Origin of the sequence: Nostoc sp. ChiSLP03a, from assembly GCF_034531215.2 — a bacterium.
In the GTDB taxonomy this organism is placed as follows: domain Bacteria; phylum Cyanobacteriota; class Cyanobacteriia; order Cyanobacteriales; family Nostocaceae; genus Nostoc.
On the sequence record NZ_JAVRBQ020000154.1, the window covers coordinates 1 to 17,926 of the forward strand.

The window sequence follows — 17,926 nt, forward strand, 5'->3', positions numbered from 1 at the left end:
ATTTAATGTGAAGTTACACATATCTAGATCCCCCTAAATCCCCCGATAAATTGGGGGACTTTGATATGTTTTTCTGGTTCCCCCCTTTATAAGGGGAGCCAGCGCGGTCTTGGGGGTTTCCCCCATGAGCGACTGGCGTGAGCTAGGGGGGATCGAATTCTATGCAGCTTTATAAAAAATTGGTATAACACCATTTATTATCGATTTGTTTCCTTCTTTATTATATTATTGACCTTCTGAGGCTCAACGTTGACCTTCTAAACCTCGACGTTGACCTTCTGAGCCTCAAAGTTGCGGCTTTTATCCTCGAAGTTGCGCCTTTTATCTTCAACGTTGACCTTCTAAACCTCAACGATGACCTTCTGAGCCTCAAAGTTGCGGCTTTTATCCTCGAAATTGCACCTTTGATCCTCGAAGTTGCGGCTTTTAACCTCAACGTTGACGTTCTGAGCCTCGAAGTTGCGGCTTTGATCCTCGAAGTTGCGGCTTTGATCCTCAACGTTGCGCCTTTGAAGCTCAACTAACAAATATATCTAACCATTCCTGAATTTACAGGGGTGAGCGTGTAGTAAAATTTGCTCACCTCCGTAAAGTGGAACATGGCTTTAGACTTCTCCGGTGAAAATCTCCGAGGACGCAACTTCAAAGGTAGACAAGACCTTGCGGGTGCAAACTTTAGCTATGCCGACATCCGAGGAGCAAACTTCACTAATGCTAATTTAACAGGTACAAACTTCAGTCATGCCAAAGCTGGACTGCAACGCCGCTGTGCAATTTTCCTAGTCCTTGTCTCGTGGCTTTTGTCGGGACTTTCAGGATTGTTATGGGTTGTCAACGGGTTATTGGTGTCACGAATATTTGATACTTCTAGCTTAGAGTTTCAGATGGGCGGCTGGGCTGCCCTAATCGTATTAATTGCCTTTTTCTTCGTCACAATTTGCCAAGGAGTAGCAGCTGGTTTAGGAGTCTTAGCCGTAGGCATCGCTGTAGTGTTTGCCGTAGCCATAGCCGGAACCCAAGCCGGAGCCGCAGCCGCAGCCGCAGCCGCACCCGGAGTCATAATCGGAGCCGGAGCCGGAGCCGTAGCTGGAGCCGGAGCCATAGCCGGAGCCGGAGCCATAGCCGGAGCCATAGTTGTAGCCAGAGGCATAGTCGGAGTCATAGCCGCCGGAGCCGGAACGTTATTTAGTATCTACATCAGCTGGCGAGCCATGAAAGGAGATCAAAAGCACTCCTTGGTTCGTAATATTGCTGTTGCTTTTGCTGCAACAGGAGGTACAAGTTTTCGTGGTGCTGACTTAACCAATGCTGATTTCACCCAAGCCACACTCAAAAGTACAGATTTCCGCAACACTATTCTTATCTGTAGCCGTTGGCATCAAGCCAAAATGCTCGATCGTGTTCGCCCTGGCTCGACTTATCTGCAAAACTCACAAGTACGTCAACTGCTAGTTACCGGACAGGGACAGGATAAGAATTTTTCCCGTGAAAACCTGCGGGGTATCAACTTAAAAAAAGCTAACCTAGTAGATGCCAGCTTTATTAGTACCGATCTCAGTGAAGCCAACTTGCAAGATGCCGATTTGTCAAGAGCAAAACTGAAGCAAACGCAACTAGACGGCACAGATTTAACAGGTGCAACCCTCACAGGCGCGTACATCGAAGATTGGGGCATTACAAATACAACTAAATTGCATGGGGTGAGGTGTGAATATGTCTTCATGCGCTTACCCACCAAAGAAGACCCCGACCCCTTCCGCAAACCTGATAATAAGCAAGAGGTATTTGCAGATGGTGATTTTGCCAACTTTATCAAGCCAATTTTTGATACCCTCGACCTTTATCATAATCAAGGTGTTGACCCCCGCGCTGTTGCCATTGCTTTCAAAAACCTCGCCGAAAACCATCCCGAAGCCGAGTTAGAAATTGTGGCAATGGAGAAACGCGGCGATGATAAAATCTTGCTCAGAGCTAAAACCGCAGCAGGTAGTGATAAATCTCAACTGAGTGCAGAATATTTTGATGACTATAATCAACTTAAAGCTTTATCGCAGAGTCAGCAATTATTGCTGGTAGAAAAAGATAAACGCATTATTAGTTTAGAAAATATGGTAAATACTGCTCTCAAGCAGCCAAAATTTTATACACAAGGAGATACAAATATGTCTGATATCAGCGGCATCAGTATTCAAGGTAGCAGTAATGTAAGCGGTATCGCTGGCAATAATTCTATTGCTAATCTAGGAACCATTAGCGGTAACGTGAGTATTGCCCTCAATCAGTTACCTGATGCAACCGATGCCGAGAAACCAGGAATCAAAGAATTATTATCGCAGTTGCAAGATGCGATCGTACAATCCACATATTTGTCAGAAGAAGACAAAACCGAAGCGCTAGAACAGGTGAAGACTTTGGCGGAAGCGGGTAAAAGTCCTCAAGAATCCACTAAGCAGAAGACGGCGAAAACTGCAATCACTATGTTGAAAGGGATATTTACCGGCTTACCTGCTGTTGCTTCGCTAGTTGAAGCCACTAATAAATTATTGCCTGCGATCGCAAAACTATTCGGTTTGGGATAATTTAACGTGAGGTCTTTTAAATAAAAAATCCTTAAAACGATGTTTTAAAAGTTCTTTGGTCGGTAGCAAAACGTTTTAGATCCCCCTAAATCCCCCTTAAAAAGGGGGACTTTGATTTCGGTTCCCTTAAAAAGGGGGGTTAGGGGGGATCTCTCTTGCGTAAGTCATGTTCCAATTGCGATTTACCTGGCCACGATCGCATCTACTTTCTTCATTCTCAGGTAGTTTTGGAATGTAGAGTTAAGTTTTTCCAAAATGTCTTTAACTGAAGAAATTCTTTCCCAATTACCCGGCGATGTTTTAAAAGGATTGCGTCAAGGCGATCGCATCTTAACATCTGTGCGTGAAAACTCCGCACCAGTACCAACGTTAGTTAAAGAAAATCAACAACCTTTAGGCGCTGTAGACTTCGATGTGCTTATCTGCGGTGGCACTTTGGGCATTTTAATTGGTTGCGCCTTAGCGGTGAAGGGATTGCGGGTAGCGTTGCTGGAACGGGGAATTTTGCGGGGGAGGGAACAAGAGTGGAATATTTCTCGCAAAGAATTAGATGTGTTTATGGAATTAAAGTTGCTGAGTGAGGATGAATTAGCAAGTGCGATCGCCACTCAATATAACCCAGCACGAGTTAGTTTCGCTGGCGGTACAGAAGTTTGGGTAGAAGATGTCTTGAATATCGGCGTAGATCCAGTTTATCTACTAGCTACCTTGAAAACCCGATTTCTCGCCGCCGGGGGAAAGTTATTAGAAAACACATCTTTTAGCGAAGCAGCAGTCCATCCCGACGGGGTGATGGTAAATAACCAATTCAAAACTCGGTTATTAATCGACGCGATGGGACATTTTTCACCCATCAGCCAACAAGCACGCCAAGGCAAAAAACCAGATGCTTTATGCTTGGTTGTCGGAAGTTGCGCTCAAGGTTTTCCAGAAAATAACTCAGGCGATTTATTATTATCATTCACTGAGTTGCAAAATCAATGCCAGTACTTCTGGGAAGCCTTTCCAGCCAGGGATGGGAGAACCACTTACTTATTTACCTACATGGATGCAGAACCTCAACGTTTGAGTTTAGAAGCTTTATTTGAGGAATATCTGCGTCTGTTACCAGAATATCAGGGAGTGGAGTTAAACAAACTGAAATTTCAACGGGCACTATTTGGTTTCTTTCCCACCTATCGCCAAAGTCCGCTAAAAACCCCTTGGAATCGCATTCTACCAGCCGGAGATAGCAGTGGTAGTCAATCTCCTTTAAGTTTTGGTGGTTTTGGGGCAATGGTGCGTCACCTCAAGCGTTTAACTTATGGCATTGACGAAGCGCTAGAAACAGAACAATTATCTGCAAAAGCGTTAACACTGCTGCAACCTTATCAGCCAAGTTTGACTGTTACCTGGTTGTTTCAAAGAGCGATGAGTGTTGGTGTAAATCAAAAAATTGCCCCAGATCAAATTAACCAATTACTCTCAGCAGTATTTCAAGAAATGCAACAGTTAGGTACGCCAGTGTTAAAACCATTTTTACAAGATATAGTGCAATTTTCGGCACTAACGCAAACACTGTTAAAAACTGGTTTATATCATCCTGTATTAGTTGTCAAGATAATTCCACAAGTAGGTTTGGCAAGTTTGTTAGATTGGATGTTACATTACAGTAATTTAGGTGTATACACTGCCTTGCTTTCGCTAAGTCCAATGCTAGAAACATGGATTAAGAATCAACCGAACGAACAACAATATTATTGGCATCGTTTGATTGATGCTTGGAAGTATGGTTCTGGCGGTGATTACTCAGATGAAACTTAGAATAATATCGGTGTGAGGATAACATGATTGAACGGAAATCTTCAGGAATCAAATACTTTGCAGTGCTGATTGGATTCCTGCGCGATCGCCAAGGTTTTCTAGAGGAAATTCGCCAAGGTACGAGATTACCAAATAAAATCATTTCGCTGCTAGTTTGCAGTTCCTTATTTATCGCTGCTTATGGTGGAATCATTGGTGCATACCATAGCTGGATGCAAGCTTTGTCTTCTGCCATTAAACTCCCAGCCCTTTATTTAATCACACTTTTGATTTGTATCCCGACGTTGTTCTTTGCCAACATTATTTTTGGTTCAAAACGGAGTTTTGCCCAGCATTTAGCATTAGTCTTAACTGCGGTTTCAGTCACCAGCGTACTTTTATTTAGCTTTGCTCCAATCACGCTGTTTTTCTTAATTACCACCAATAATTACCAATTTTTAATTTTGTTAAATGTTTTTATCTTTGCCATCACTGGATTTATTGGTGTTTCGTCTTTATATCAAGCCACGAGTTTAGTTTTAGAACAAGATAATGAAGGCAGCAAGACACGCCAGAAAATTTTGCAATTTTGGCTATTTCTTTACGCTTTCGTCGGCAGTCAGTTAGGATGGACTCTCAGACCGTTTTTTGGCACACCTGGTTCTGTCTTTGAACTATTCCGCGAAAGAGAAGGTAATTTCTATTTAAGTGTGATTAAATCTCTTAGCTATCTCTTTGGATTCCGTTAATTAATCGTTAGCAATTCCCCAAAATATACAACCTAAAAAAATATGCTGAAAAAGCAAAATCGCGGAATTCAACAATTTGGAGTTTTAGTTAATTTACTGCGCGATCGCCAATCATTTTTAGAAGAAATCCGTCAGGGAGTGCGATTACAAAATAAAATAACTTCTTTGTTCGTATCTAGTTCGATTTTCTTTGCCCTTTATGGAGCAATTATCGGTGCATCCCACAGTTGGGCACAGGCATTATCCGGTGCCATTAAACTTCCGGTATTCTATTTAATCACACTGATTATTTGTTTCCCGACTTTGTTCTTTTTTAATGTTTTGTTTGGTTCTCGGAGCAGTATCTTACAGCATTTCGTTGTATTACTCACATCTGTGTCAGTGATTAGCGTACTTTTATTTAGCTTGGCACCCGTTACGCTATTTTTTCTTATAACGACACCCGATTCTTACCAATTTTTTAAACTGCTGAATGTGTTCATTTTTGGTATTACAGGTATATTTGGCGTTAAATTCCTGTATGAAGGAATGCAGTTACTTTCTCAACAAGATGAAGTTGGTAAAAAAACCCGCACCACTATTTTAAGATCCTGGTTATTGCTTTACGCCTTTGTTGGTATGCAGTTAGGATGGTTTCTCAGACCCTTTTTTGGTGCGCCTGACTCTAAATTTGAGTTATTTCGGGCGGTGAAAGGCAACTTTTATTTAGATATTGTAGCGGCGATTTCCGAAATTTTAGGTTTGCGTTAATCTCAGAAAAAGATAATTAGTCTAGTTTCCATTTCCTCATTCCCAGGCTGCTGCCTGGGAATGCATTCATTGAGTCTCTGACTCAATAAACCTCTAGCACAAATGCAAATTTCAAACTCCCTCTCCCAAGCTTAGGAGAGGGATTTAGGGTGAGGGCTTTAAATATTCTTGTAATTGTTGGGTACGCAGTTTTGTAGTATCTTCCAAACAACCAAAATAAATGCTAGAAGCAATACTTCCACCCTCATAACTGCTTCTTTCAAACTCACAATTGGTATCTCGAAACTTGATCCATGCTAGTTGTGCCGCAATCAATTTTTGTTTTCTAGGCCTTTCTAATGAAGATATCACTTGTTGATAAACTTGATTCAGTGTTTTATCTGCATTCTGATAAGACAACTTCGTACATTCATTAATTGCTGCTTGAGTTTGAGGATTATTGCAGTTAAGCTTTTGAACTAAGCGCATCTCAGATAAATCAGGCGTTGTGCCTGCTATTGTCATGGCGAGGGGATTTAAACTGCTGAAAATTAATATACTGGACAAAACTAGTAATAATTGACGCATAGCAAAATCTTTGTTCTTAAATAATATAGAAATTTGATCTTTTTGGTGGTCTCGAACTCAGAATCAGAGTAGAAAGTGGTATGCTCCACAAAGAAGTGTCATGGTTTGCACGAAGCTTTCCCTATTTTGCCTACCAGTAAACTCCAGCGATGGAGTTTTGGTTAAAAGAAGAAGACAGCAACTGCATGAAATCGAAAGAGGAGAAGCGATCGCAAGTATATATACTTATTGCATCATCCAGAGCAAGGGATGAAATTTTTATTTAAGCAAATAAAATATGCATTTTTGTTAAAAGTATGATATTGGTGTCTCAAATATTTTTATTATACGTCAAATCCCGATAAAACTCTTGCATTGAGCCTTAAAATAACTGTATTCTTTATATTGTTGAAAATTGCTTTTCACAAAAGCAATAACAAAGCACAATTTCAGCACATCCCAAAAAACATTGACTGGGCAAATCGATAAATGTCGATATCAAACCAAAATCTATGTATGCTGTTGTTGCTGGCATTATTGAGTAACAGGAGCAACTCTCAAAATGAAAAATCAAATATTTTGTTTATGCGTGTAGTGTAGCAAGGAATTTAAAAATTTTTACTATTCCCTATCTCTTACAGTCCATACCTAATTTGAATAGAGAAGAGTATTGGCTAAATTTTCAATCTTTTCATCTCTTTAATCGGGGCAAGAAATCTATTCTGTGCTGGCTGAGTTTGGGATTTCAAACTTATTTTATCAACGAATCAAGACCAGGAAAATTATGACCTCTTTAGATCCTAATTTTTTTGACATCCCGGACAAAAGCCTAATCATCATCGACCCAGCCGTTGATGACTATAAAAAGCTAAATGGCAACAACTTGGAAGTCATCTTTAAAGACGTAGTAGATCCAGAAGTAATAACGGTAACTTCAAAAGCAGAAAAACTACTGAAAGCTCCACCAAAGGAATTGTTAGCGCCTCCTGGTGATTTCAATCCTACATTACTACTGTTTTTTGCATCTGTGACAGTACTGGTGTCATCTCATTGCGGTTACTGGCTTTGGCAATGGCCAGACTGGCTGTGTTTTGTTTCTAACACTATTGCTTTGCATTGTGCTGGAACAGTAATTCATGATGCTTGTCACCAATCTGCTCACCGCAATCGAGTCATTAATGCCATACTAGGGCATGGTAGCGCCCTGATGCTAGGGTTCGTTTTTCCAGTGTTTACACGAGTACATTTGCAGCATCACGCTCATGTTAACCATCCCAAAGATGACCCAGATCATTTTGTTTCTACGGGTGGCCCGCTGTGGATGATTGCATTTCGATTCTTGTCCCATGAAGTGTTTTTCTTTCGACGGCGACTGTGGCGCAAATATGAGCTATGGGAATGGTTAATTAGCCGCTTAATTGTTGTTGCAATTTTTTATATCTCAGTTCAATATCATTTTTTAATGTACGTTCTCAATTTTTGGGTTGTACCTTCTGGTATAGTGGGATTAATACTGGGCTTATTTTTTGATTATTTGCCCCATCGTCCCTTTGTTGAACGCGATCGCTGGAAAAATGCTCGTGTATACCCTAGCCCAATTCTTAACATTCTGATTTTAGGTCAGAACTACCATTTAATTCATCATTTATGGACTTGTATTCCCTGGTATAAATATCAGTCTACATACTATCTGATGAAGCCTTTGTTAGATGAAAAAGGCTGTTATCAAACTTCGGGGTTGCTACAAAAGAAAGACTTTCTAGAGTTTATTTACGACATCTTTGTAGGAATTCGCTTTTCTCATCAAAAAACTAAAAATCAAGATGAATCACAAAATCGTAAATAAGCATTAAGTCGTGAATTAGTCATTAGTTATTGGTCAATAACCAATATCTCGTTCCCATACAGAGCATGGGAATGCCCTCGTTGAGGCTCTGCCTCCAGTCTGGAATTGAGTCAGAGACTCAATGAATGCATTCCCAGTCGGAGACTGGGAACGAGGAAAAAGGCTTTTCACCCAGTCCCCATTACCCCTTATCCCCAGAGGGGACCCCACCATCCCCAGTCCCTTGCTATATAACTATTTTATTTTTTGTAAATCAAAAAAACTGAACCAATTGGCCCGAGATTTTCTACATAAGTTTTCTGGTTGTAATACAATCCTGGAGACATACCTCCATCAAATAAAATCCCTTCTTGTATCTTACCTAAACAGTTATTGCTAGCAATACCTTCTAAGACATTATTAAACATATCTGGCAGTAACTCTTGATTAAGTTGAGATAATTCAATCTCAGAATTAGCTTTCAAGTCATTAACTAATAAGATTACATAGCCTTGATTCGTGATAGCTGCTAGAGAGCGATTAGTTGCATTTTTACAAGCAAATTCTCCTAAATCTTGACAAATATTTTTAAACTTACCCTGACGATAGAATCTGCCATTACCGCCCACTAAATTATAATTGAGAATATCGTTCGTTCTTCTGCCAGCTTGAATAGTAGCCTGTCGCTGCTGGGGCGTACCTCCTGATATCCCAAAGGAAGAACGTTTATTTTTAAATGCTCCTGAATACTCTACGCCACGAGAAATATTTAAGCCTTGGGGTTTATCATCAGTATCTATATAGTCGGCATTAATTGCAGCAATGGGTAGCTGTCCGTTTAACTTGGCATTTTCATCAGCGATGAGTTCATGAAACTGTTTTGCTACATATTCTTTACGCAGTTTACCTCTACTATCTTTGGCGTAAAGTTTATGAGATAGACCAACATTAACTTTGAAATCTAATTCTGCTGATTTGGGATTAAAAATAATCACATTGTTAATACCTTTAGGATTTTTTTTACCTTGATTATTGGTTTTAAAAAAATCAATACTGAACTTGGCATCTTTGCCAGGGCAACTTTTAGACGCTTTTGGGACTAAATTTGCTTCCATCTTTTGACAACCTGATAATAAGCTTGCACTGATTATCAAAATAAATAACAAAAATAATTTTTTTGTAAACATAATAATACAAAAAAAACCGCTACAGAATTACTATAGCGGGGAATAATTTAAAATTTCAGTCTGGAGTCAATCTCAGAACCAAAACTTAAGAGAACCATTCTAAGACAGCTTCTTCTTTGGTGTTGGTATTCCGAGATGGTGTCTCACGATTAAATTTCATCTGAATTGAGCGGGTTTGCTCGCCATCAGCAGCTACAGCCAAAATTGGATAGTCAATTAAACCATCTTGGAAAGACATCTGGAAGCGGAATGTTCCATCTGGATTCAGCTTAATTGGACGGCCACCAATAGTTACAGTAGCATCGGGTTCGGTTGCACCGTAGACTATCAACTCAGCATCAGCAATTAACCAGAACTTGCGCGGACGCACTGGTACGGCGGAAGCCGAGAAGCCAACACCTGACATTCCTGCACCGGAAGCGGTTAAACCAGACACGGTAGGAACAGCCCACATACCCACACCAGATGGGAAAATGTAGGAGCTAATAGCTTGTTCGGGACGCGCTGCACCTTGTTGGGAGCCGAAGATAGAGCCAGCAACCCGTAGTGCTTCGGCAGATTCTGCTAAACTAAATATTTCGTCGTAGATGGGGTTGCCGTTACCATTTACAGCATTACCAACATTGCCATTGGCGGTAGCTGCAACCTTCTTGGCAGGAGGAACTAGTTCGTACTGAGTTTTGCCACGTAAATCTTCTTCAAAATTTACAGTGATCAGGACATCCTCAATCCAGTCAGAAGGATAAACGGGAGGAATGTGTACTTTACTAGAACGAGCTAGTACTAACCAACGACCATCAGCAGCACGATAGCCGATATCGATTACATAATCGCGATCGCTAACTGGAACTGGTAGATACCATTCTCTAGCTAGTTCATCAGCAGGATATTCTTGAATGCTATGTGGGCTTTGGTATTCGATATCGATGTCGGTGACATCATAAATCCGTAGTGCCAGTTGTTGTCCGCCTTGCCGACGCAGTTCCTCTTTGTGTTCATTGGGAACATCCCAGTAAGTGTAAGCCCATTGAGGATCGCGCGGTAAGAGTACAATCCGGCTTTCACCATAGCCAGAGGGCAAATCTGCGAGTCCTTCATCAACATCAGCTAAAGATCCACCAGTACGATCTTCCTGACCTAATTCAAACTTTGCAGCTTCCACGGTTTCTTGTGCCTCCAATGAACGAGATGGACTGAGTAAGTTTTTGCTACGCTGGACTTCTTGTATTGATGTCAGCAGTTGTGATTTACGCATTCTGCTATAGCGAGAGATGCTATATTCGCTAGCAACTTTGCGTAGTTGGCGTAAGGTCATCTCCTCTAGTGGCGGGCGTTCTTTTGCCATTAATTTGGCCTCCAGTAGTTTAAGCGGTAAATGATTTCCCCTGGTTAAAGAATGCTATGTAAAATGTCATCCATTCCAGATGAATTTCTTATTACTGACTCCTGGTCTTGCCCAGTTTTTAAGTTTTTTAATCTGTTTTTAAATTGAGCCAACATCCTTTCAATTCCTCATGATGCCAAAATCAGCATTTCTTTGGGATCGAAGGATTTCTGTTCGTTAAGTCTATATTAACCACTAAGCATATCTAGGGATCAAGGGGTCAGAAGTAGGTTTTTTGGCTGTTTCACGAATTTATCAGCCCTTCTGGGATCTTATTGTCATGAAATCATGATAATTATCGCATTCTATGTGTTTAACGACAGATATAATGTCAAGTTTTAATGACATTGCTTTCTGGGTTAGCCAAAAACCCCAATTATTGAAGAAAAATTTAGAAGTCAGAATTTATGAGCAAAGCCAAAGACGCTGCACTATCAACTCTTTCGTTCAAAATACCCAACTGATTTCTGGTGACTGACGCCTTTATTCAGTTTCGTTAAGCGATCGCCTTTTTCACCCACCGTTATGTGAAATTAAGTCCCAAGATAGTGTGTAGCCCACCATAGAAGAACTTAAGCTTGGCATATAAGTTTAGGGTTTAGGGAAATAGTTATGAATAAGGAAACAGTTCCTAGTCAAGCTGAAAAGTCTAATCCAGAAGGCGATCCATCACAATTAAGTCCAGAGGTATTGGACAAAATCAAACACCCTGCGAGAATAGACGATGTTATTCGAGAGCAATCACCAGCAGAACGTAGAAGTAACCCAGCTTTGGTACCAGAAATGATTGACGATCCAGCTGATAATGATTGATTGAGTTTGCAAAACAGTAATCGAAAAGCTCAAATTCGCTACTTTGTAGAGAAGTAGCGAATCTTGTTAGTAATGTGTTGTTATTCAAGATTATGTAGTTATAGCAGAAGGCAGAAGGCGGAAGGCAGAAGGTAAAACATTACTATTCCTAACATCCACGCTTTCAAGATGTCCTAACTTTTAATTCGCTTGCTATATTCTCGATATATTTCCGGGGTGTTGATGTCTAATAGCACAGCCTGAGTATCAAATTTAACTTGATGAGCTAAGGTGTACACACATCTCTAAAAATCCTACCCACCCAATATTTCTGTTCAAGTGAAAGTCCCACACTGAGCAAATTATCCCGCCCGGAACTTTAGTTCCGGGCTGATAGCTAAAGTCTTCTAAAAGAAGACTAAACAAGAAATTTAGTTTAGTCTTCTTTTAGAAGACTTTCGTTATGAGACTCGGAATTTATTCCGAGGCGGGATAGATACACTGCACCAACACTTGTGTGTACACCGTAGCCTCGAAAATATAAGCAGCTTGCCACAAAGTTCTTGCGTAAGTCCTGATATTGTGAAACTATAAATTGTAACTTGCTAATACAACTAACTAATTTGTCTCTAGCCTCACTCCAGAAAAATATTACTGGTAGTACTAACAATCATGACGCGATCGCCAAATTCAGAAAACAATCAGGAACCATCTAACCGTCGTCTGTGGCTCCTGCTTTTAGGACGTACCAGTTTGGCTTTGGGTGGGGTTTTACTAGTTGGAATTATAGTTGGTGCTTGGTGGGCTAGAAACTATGTATATAAAGATTTAGCACCGTTAGTACAGCAAAATCTTGAGCAATTACTGGGGCGTCCAGTCAAAGTTGGGAACGTTGAACGTTTTTCGCTTTCTAGTCTGAGATTTAGCTCTCTATCGATACCAGCCACTCCCAGCGATGCAGATCGGGTGGTAGCAAAAGCTTTGGATGTGCAGTTCTCGCCGTTGCAACTTCTTCTTACCCGAAAGCTGGCATTAAATGTCACCTTAGTTCAACCCAATGTCTACATTCAACAAGATAAAGATGGTCGTTGGGTGACAGCCCAAGTTAAGGCTGGGGAAGGACAAGGCTTTATTCAAACTGAGTTGCAGTCACTTCAAATTCAAGATGGCAATATAGAGTTGATGCCATTCACTGCACCGACTAAATCCAAAGGCTCAGTCATATTAGATCGAGTTGGTGGTATTGCCCGATTTTCCGATCAAAATCAAAGGATCGGTTATGACTTCAATACTCAATTCACAAGGGGAGGCACTGCTAAAATTGTTGGCGAAACCCAAGTAAAAGCTCAACAAACTAACCTCCAACTACAAGCACAAAATTTACAAGCATCCGATATCACTCGATTAGTTCAGTTACCCATTGCTCTGCAAGCAGGGTATTTAAATGCTGACTTAGGAGTTCAGATTCCACCCAAACTTTCAGACATCGCAATTACGGGAACAGCTACAGCTAATCAAATCACCGCGAAAATCCAAAATATTCCTCAGCCGGTTTCTAATTTTAATGGAAAATTTCTATTTCAAGGTCAGACAGTTACTTTAGATAATCTGAGTACAAACTTTGGCAAAATTCCCATTCAGGCTAATGGAACAATCAATACTCAAACAGGTTTTAATGTTTCTGCTCTGATAAAACCTGTTACTGCGAAAAATATCTTAGATACATTGAAAGTAAATTCGTCAGTTCCAGCTAGTGGCGAAATTCAGGCAAAAATTCAGGTAGGCGGCGCACTTGAGCAACCAGTAGTCAGCGGTACAGTAAGTAACACCAAACCGATTCAAGTTGACCGCATTCGATTTAATACCATCAACACTGATTTTCGCTTGAATGCATCTAAAACTGCATCTCAACTCGCTGTCTCCAATCTGAAAATAGTCCCCGCAGCTGGCGGTCAGATTATCGGCGGCGGTCAAGCTAATTTAGGAACCAAAGATGGGGTAATATTTAATGCTCAAGCTGATGGAATATCAGGAGATATACTAGCACGCACCTACGGCGTTACTCTCCCGATCGCAGTGGGAAATGTTTCAGCAAAAGCTCAAATTTCTGGCTCACTTCGCAAACAGCCTTTAAAACTTGATGTTTCCAATGTTCAGATAACGCCGCCAGCCGGGGGACAAATCACCGCCAATGGTCAAATTCAACTGGCTCCCCAAGGGCAGGTAGGCGTAGATATTCAAGCTCAGGGTATCCCAGGAAATGCGATCGCTCAAGGTTATGGTATTTCAACTCCGATTAATGTTGGTGGTATATCTGCGAACGCTAAAATTTCTGGTTCTCTGGGTACACCGTTAAATGTCAATGTTTCTCGCGTTCAAGCAAATCCAGATGTGGGAGGGCAAGTCACAGCTAGCGGACGAGTTCAGCTTGCACCCCAAGGTAGGGTGGCGTTGAATGTGCAAGCAAAAAATATACCAGGGGATGCGATCGCCAAAGCCTACAATTCTTCACCCTCGATTACCATTGGGAATGTCTCGGCAAATGCTGATATTTCAGGCACTCTGAGCAATCTGCAAACAGTCGCGCGGGTGCAAGCGCCTAGTGCCACCTATCCCACTAGCGGACGAGTTGTTGTTACCAAACAAGGAGAGAATATCGTCTTTCCCGATGCGGTTGTGAACGTGGCAGGTGGGACAATCACAGCTCAAGGTCAACTTGCACAACAACGCTGGCAAGGATCTGTCAAAACTTCTCAAATTCAACTCAGCCGTTTCTCACCACAACTGCGAGGACGGCTGAATAGCAATATTCAGTTAGCAGGCACAACCCAATCTTTCCAGCTTGCGGATATTCGCGCCGCCGGACAAATCAGCCTTCCCCAAGGAATAGCGCAACTGGCAAAACCGCTCACCGCCAGATTTCAGTGGAATGGACAGCAGATTATCGTTGAAAATGCAAGTACCGCAGGATTTACTGCTAATGGTGCGATCGCGATTCAGTCTCCCCCAACTGGCGCACCCCAAATTGCCGGATTTGATTTAAATGTACTGGCGCAGAATTTCAACTTACAAAATACTGGTTTTAAAGTTCCTGGGGACGTAGCAATAGCAGGGCGACTGGATTTTAATGGCAAAGTTACAGGTACTCCAGATGTACCCCAAGCTAATGGCAATATCCGGCTGCGGAATTTCAATGTGAGTAACTTAGCATTTGACCCACTTTTAACCGGAAATGTGAATTTTCAAGGCGGACAAGGAGGAAGTCTGCGATTAGCTGGGAAACAAGATCGGATTGCGCTTAACTTAGGCGCAGATTATCGTCCCACTTCATTTTTAGTTAAACGCGATGAGGCAGTTACTACGGGTAGAACTGAGGGAGATAACTTGATAATCAACGCCCAACAGTTTCCCATCGCTCTGGTTGGCGGCTTTTTACCTAACAATCAATTGAAACCTCTGGGGGGGCAATTATCGGGTAATTTAGTTGTCAATCTGAATAATTATGCCATTGCGGGAGATGTGGCGATCGCAGGGCCTCGCGTTGCCAGAGTTGCAGCCGATGAATTTCGCGGCAACATCAATTATGCTGATGGTACAGCTAGCTTGGCTAATGGTCTATTGCGGATTGGCGATAGCAACATTGCTCTCAGTGGTAATGTGCAAGCAGGGAATGACCCACAATTTCAATTCCAAGCTAATTTTGCTCAAGCCAATATCCAGAGACTTTTACAAGCGTTTAATATCTTCGACTTTCAAGACCTTAGTACTGGGTTGCAGCCTCCGACGTTAGCTGGAGCAGAAGCATTGGAAACTGAGCCTGTCAGCTTGCCGAATGCAGATTTGAAAACACAGTTAGCATATTTCTCGAATATTACAACAGCGATCGCCAAAGAACAGCAAGCTGAAACCAAACAAACCGCATCTTTACCCAGCCTTGCAGAATTAACAGGTGCTTTAAGCGGAGCAATTACAGCCAATGGCTCGTTAAAATCTGGGTTGAATGTTGGCTTTAATTTTCAAGGTGCTAACTGGCAATGGGGTAATTATTCCATCAATCCAGTCGTTGCTCAAGGCACTTTCGCCGATGGTATCGTCACCCTTGCACCCTTGAGTGTGGGGATTGACCGAGGACTAGTGGCGTTTTCAGGACAGTTAGGAACTGAGCAAGTATCTGGAAAATTGAATGTAGCCAGTCTACCTTTATCACTTTTAGAGCCTTTTATCGAAAAATACCCCGTAGATATCACTGGTAATGTAAATGCTGATGCCACTTTAGCAGGTAGTTTGCAAGACCCCAGAGTTCAAGGGAAAGTGGCGCTAGCAAATGCGACCCTTAACAAACAACCCGTACAAACAGGACAAGTGAACTTTGATTACAACAACGCTCGCTTGAATTTTGATAGTACCTTACTCGTGACAGGAACGCAGCCAGTTGCAATTACAGGTAGCGTACCTGCTCCTTTGCCTTTTGCCAAAGTGCAACCTGATAGCAATCAAATCAACATCGACGCCAATGTGCAAAATGAAGGATTGGCACTGTTAAATCTGTTGACCAACAATCAAGTCGCTTGGGTAGACGGTCAAGGAAAAGTAGATTTAAACGTTAAAGGTACTTTAACCGAACCCATTATTAACGGCAACGCCACATTTAATAATGCTACCTTTAGCGCTCAAGCCTTATCCGATCCTCTCACGAATGTCACAGGAACAGCACTATTTAATGGTAGTACGGTAAGCGTTGAAAATATCCAAGGTAATTACAATCAAGGGCAAGTAACTGCATCAGGTATCTTGCCAATTTTTGATGCTCAACAAGCCGCAGCGAATCCCCTGACAGTATCAATAGCAGACAAACTCAATTTTAAGCTTGCAGGACTGTATGAAGGTGGTGTTGGTGGCGATGTCGTGATTCGCGGCACAGCCTTAAAACCTGTAATTGGCGGAGAGATTCAACTGAGTGATGGTCAGGTAATTATTGGCAACTCGCCTACTACTGCAAAAAAATCAGCAGCTACAGCAGAGTCTAACACTAAGGTCATAAATCTAGATAGACAACAAGTTAACCCTAACGCCACACCAACAGCAGAGAATAACGCTAACTCAGTAGCTACAGCAGACGGAAGCACTAACTCAGTGGCGACAACAGACGCAAGCACTAACACCGCAACTCCACCCAACTTACCTGTAACGTTTGCAGATTTAAAGTTGATTTTAGGTAAAGATATTCGGGTTACAACTCAGTCCTTTCTAAGCTTTGTACCAGGAGGAGCGGCATTAAGTCAGCCCCTATTGAGGTTTGACGCAACAGGCGACTTGACCATTAATGGTACATTAGCTAAACCGCTTCCTCAAGGAACCATTCGTTTGACAGGAGGACGACTGAGCTTATTTTCTACTGAGTTTACCTTGGCGCGGGGCTACGAACAAACTGCGCGGTTTACTCCAAGTCAAGGACTTGACCCGACTTTGGATGTCCGACTGACGGCAATTGTACCGGAAGCATCAGCAAGGAACACTCAAACTTTGGAATCACCATTGTCTTCTGAAGTCAGTGATGTTTCTGTAAACAACTTTGGGACTTTACGTAGCGTTACCGTTCAAGCGAGGGTGAACGGCCCAGCTAGTAAATTGGGTGAGAATCTAGAACTGACGAGCGAACCTAGCCGTAGTAAGGGAGAAATAGTTGCTTTGCTGGGTGGCTCAATTCTGGGTTCTTTTGGTCAAGCAGATGCAGGCCAAGGGCTGACTAATTTCGCTAGTTCTACCATTTTAGGTAGTTTACAAGGAACTATCACTGCGATCGGACAAGCTGTTGGTTTCAGTGAATTTCGGATATTTCCGACTCCATCGATTAATAATGATGAATCAAAAACATCAAGAGCTTCAATTCTGAATTTATCAGCGGAAGGTGTGTTTGATATTAATAAAAATTTCTCTGCCTCTTTATCACGCGCTCTTTCTAGCGATGAATCTTTCCGTTTCAATGTCCTCTATCGAGTCAATGACGAAATTTTGATGCGAGGCTCAACTGATGTGGGGGATGAAAATCAACTCCAAGTTGAGTATGAAACCCGATTTTAGATTGGTGCATTGGCATTGTTAGAGGTTGTTTGAAAAGTATTCGGCTGTGACTTTTAGTACATTCAGATCCCCCCTAACCCCCTTTAAAAAAGGGGGAATAAGAATCAAAGTCCCCCTTCAAAAGGGGGATTTAGGGGGATCAAACAAAACTGATTTGATACAACATCGTTAAGGACTTTTCAAACATCCTCTTAGGCGAAACAATCGCATTGCTGGCCAATAAACTAACTAATTACCCGGACAGAATATCA

Annotated in this window: 10 protein-coding genes; 7 read left to right on the forward strand and 3 right to left on the reverse strand. The window is 41.8% G+C overall.

Annotated features, from left to right (window positions below; translation table 11 throughout):
* Positions 1 to 599: 599 nt before the first annotated feature.
* From RMY32_RS26070 to RMY32_RS26085, 4 genes are all read left to right on the forward strand, one after another.
* A complete protein-coding gene (locus tag RMY32_RS26070) occupies positions 600 to 2,579 on the forward strand; it encodes a pentapeptide repeat-containing protein (RefSeq protein ID WP_322710810.1) in 1,980 nt (659 codons plus the stop codon).
* A 255-nt stretch (positions 2,580 to 2,834) separates the two neighbouring features.
* The gene (locus RMY32_RS26075; RefSeq protein WP_322710811.1) at positions 2,835 to 4,382 is read left to right on the forward strand and encodes an FAD-binding oxidoreductase; all 1,548 of its coding nucleotides are present in this window, start codon (positions 2,835 to 2,837) and stop codon (positions 4,380 to 4,382) included.
* Between the two features lie 23 nt (positions 4,383 to 4,405).
* Positions 4,406 to 5,110, forward strand: coding sequence for an actin-binding WH2 domain-containing protein (locus RMY32_RS26080; protein ID WP_322691306.1), 705 nt, complete (start codon positions 4,406 to 4,408; stop codon positions 5,108 to 5,110).
* A 42-nt stretch (positions 5,111 to 5,152) separates the two neighbouring features.
* Positions 5,153 to 5,860: an actin-binding WH2 domain-containing protein gene (locus tag RMY32_RS26085; protein WP_322710812.1), complete on the forward strand. Its 708-nt coding sequence runs from the start codon at positions 5,153 to 5,155 to the stop codon at positions 5,858 to 5,860.
* Between the two features lie 144 nt (positions 5,861 to 6,004).
* Here RMY32_RS26085 and RMY32_RS26090 read toward each other — a convergent pair whose 3' ends face one another.
* Complete coding sequence (locus tag RMY32_RS26090) at positions 6,005 to 6,427, reverse strand: lysozyme inhibitor LprI family protein (RefSeq protein WP_322710813.1); 423 nt, start codon at positions 6,425 to 6,427, stop codon at positions 6,005 to 6,007.
* Positions 6,428 to 7,190: 763 nt separating this feature from the next.
* Between RMY32_RS26090 and crtR the strand changes: the two genes are divergently transcribed.
* On the forward strand, positions 7,191 to 8,252 hold the full coding sequence (crtR, locus tag RMY32_RS26095) for a beta-carotene hydroxylase (RefSeq protein WP_322710814.1): 1,062 nt from the start codon (positions 7,191 to 7,193) through the stop codon (positions 8,250 to 8,252).
* 239 nt (positions 8,253 to 8,491) lie between these two features.
* On the opposite strand, the gene RMY32_RS26100 is transcribed toward crtR, so the two are convergent.
* Positions 8,492 to 9,418 carry a phosphodiester glycosidase family protein gene (locus RMY32_RS26100; protein ID WP_322710815.1) on the reverse strand — a complete coding sequence of 309 codons (927 nt, stop codon included), beginning with the start codon at positions 9,416 to 9,418 and terminating at the stop codon, positions 8,492 to 8,494.
* An 85-nt stretch (positions 9,419 to 9,503) separates the two neighbouring features.
* Positions 9,504 to 10,763 (reverse strand): DUF4912 domain-containing protein, encoded by a 1,260-nt coding sequence (locus RMY32_RS26105; RefSeq protein WP_322710816.1) that lies wholly within the window; start codon positions 10,761 to 10,763, stop codon positions 9,504 to 9,506.
* Positions 10,764 to 11,414: 651 nt separating this feature from the next.
* Between RMY32_RS26105 and RMY32_RS26110 the strand changes: the two genes are divergently transcribed.
* Both RMY32_RS26110 and RMY32_RS26115 read left to right on the forward strand, forming a co-directional pair.
* The gene (locus tag RMY32_RS26110; protein WP_322693344.1) at positions 11,415 to 11,615 is read left to right on the forward strand and encodes a hypothetical protein; all 201 of its coding nucleotides are present in this window, start codon (positions 11,415 to 11,417) and stop codon (positions 11,613 to 11,615) included.
* Between the two features lie 651 nt (positions 11,616 to 12,266).
* Entirely contained in the window at positions 12,267 to 17,675 is a 5,409-nt protein-coding gene (locus RMY32_RS26115; protein ID WP_322710817.1) for a translocation/assembly module TamB domain-containing protein, read from the forward strand.
* Positions 17,676 to 17,926 lie beyond the last annotated feature (251 nt).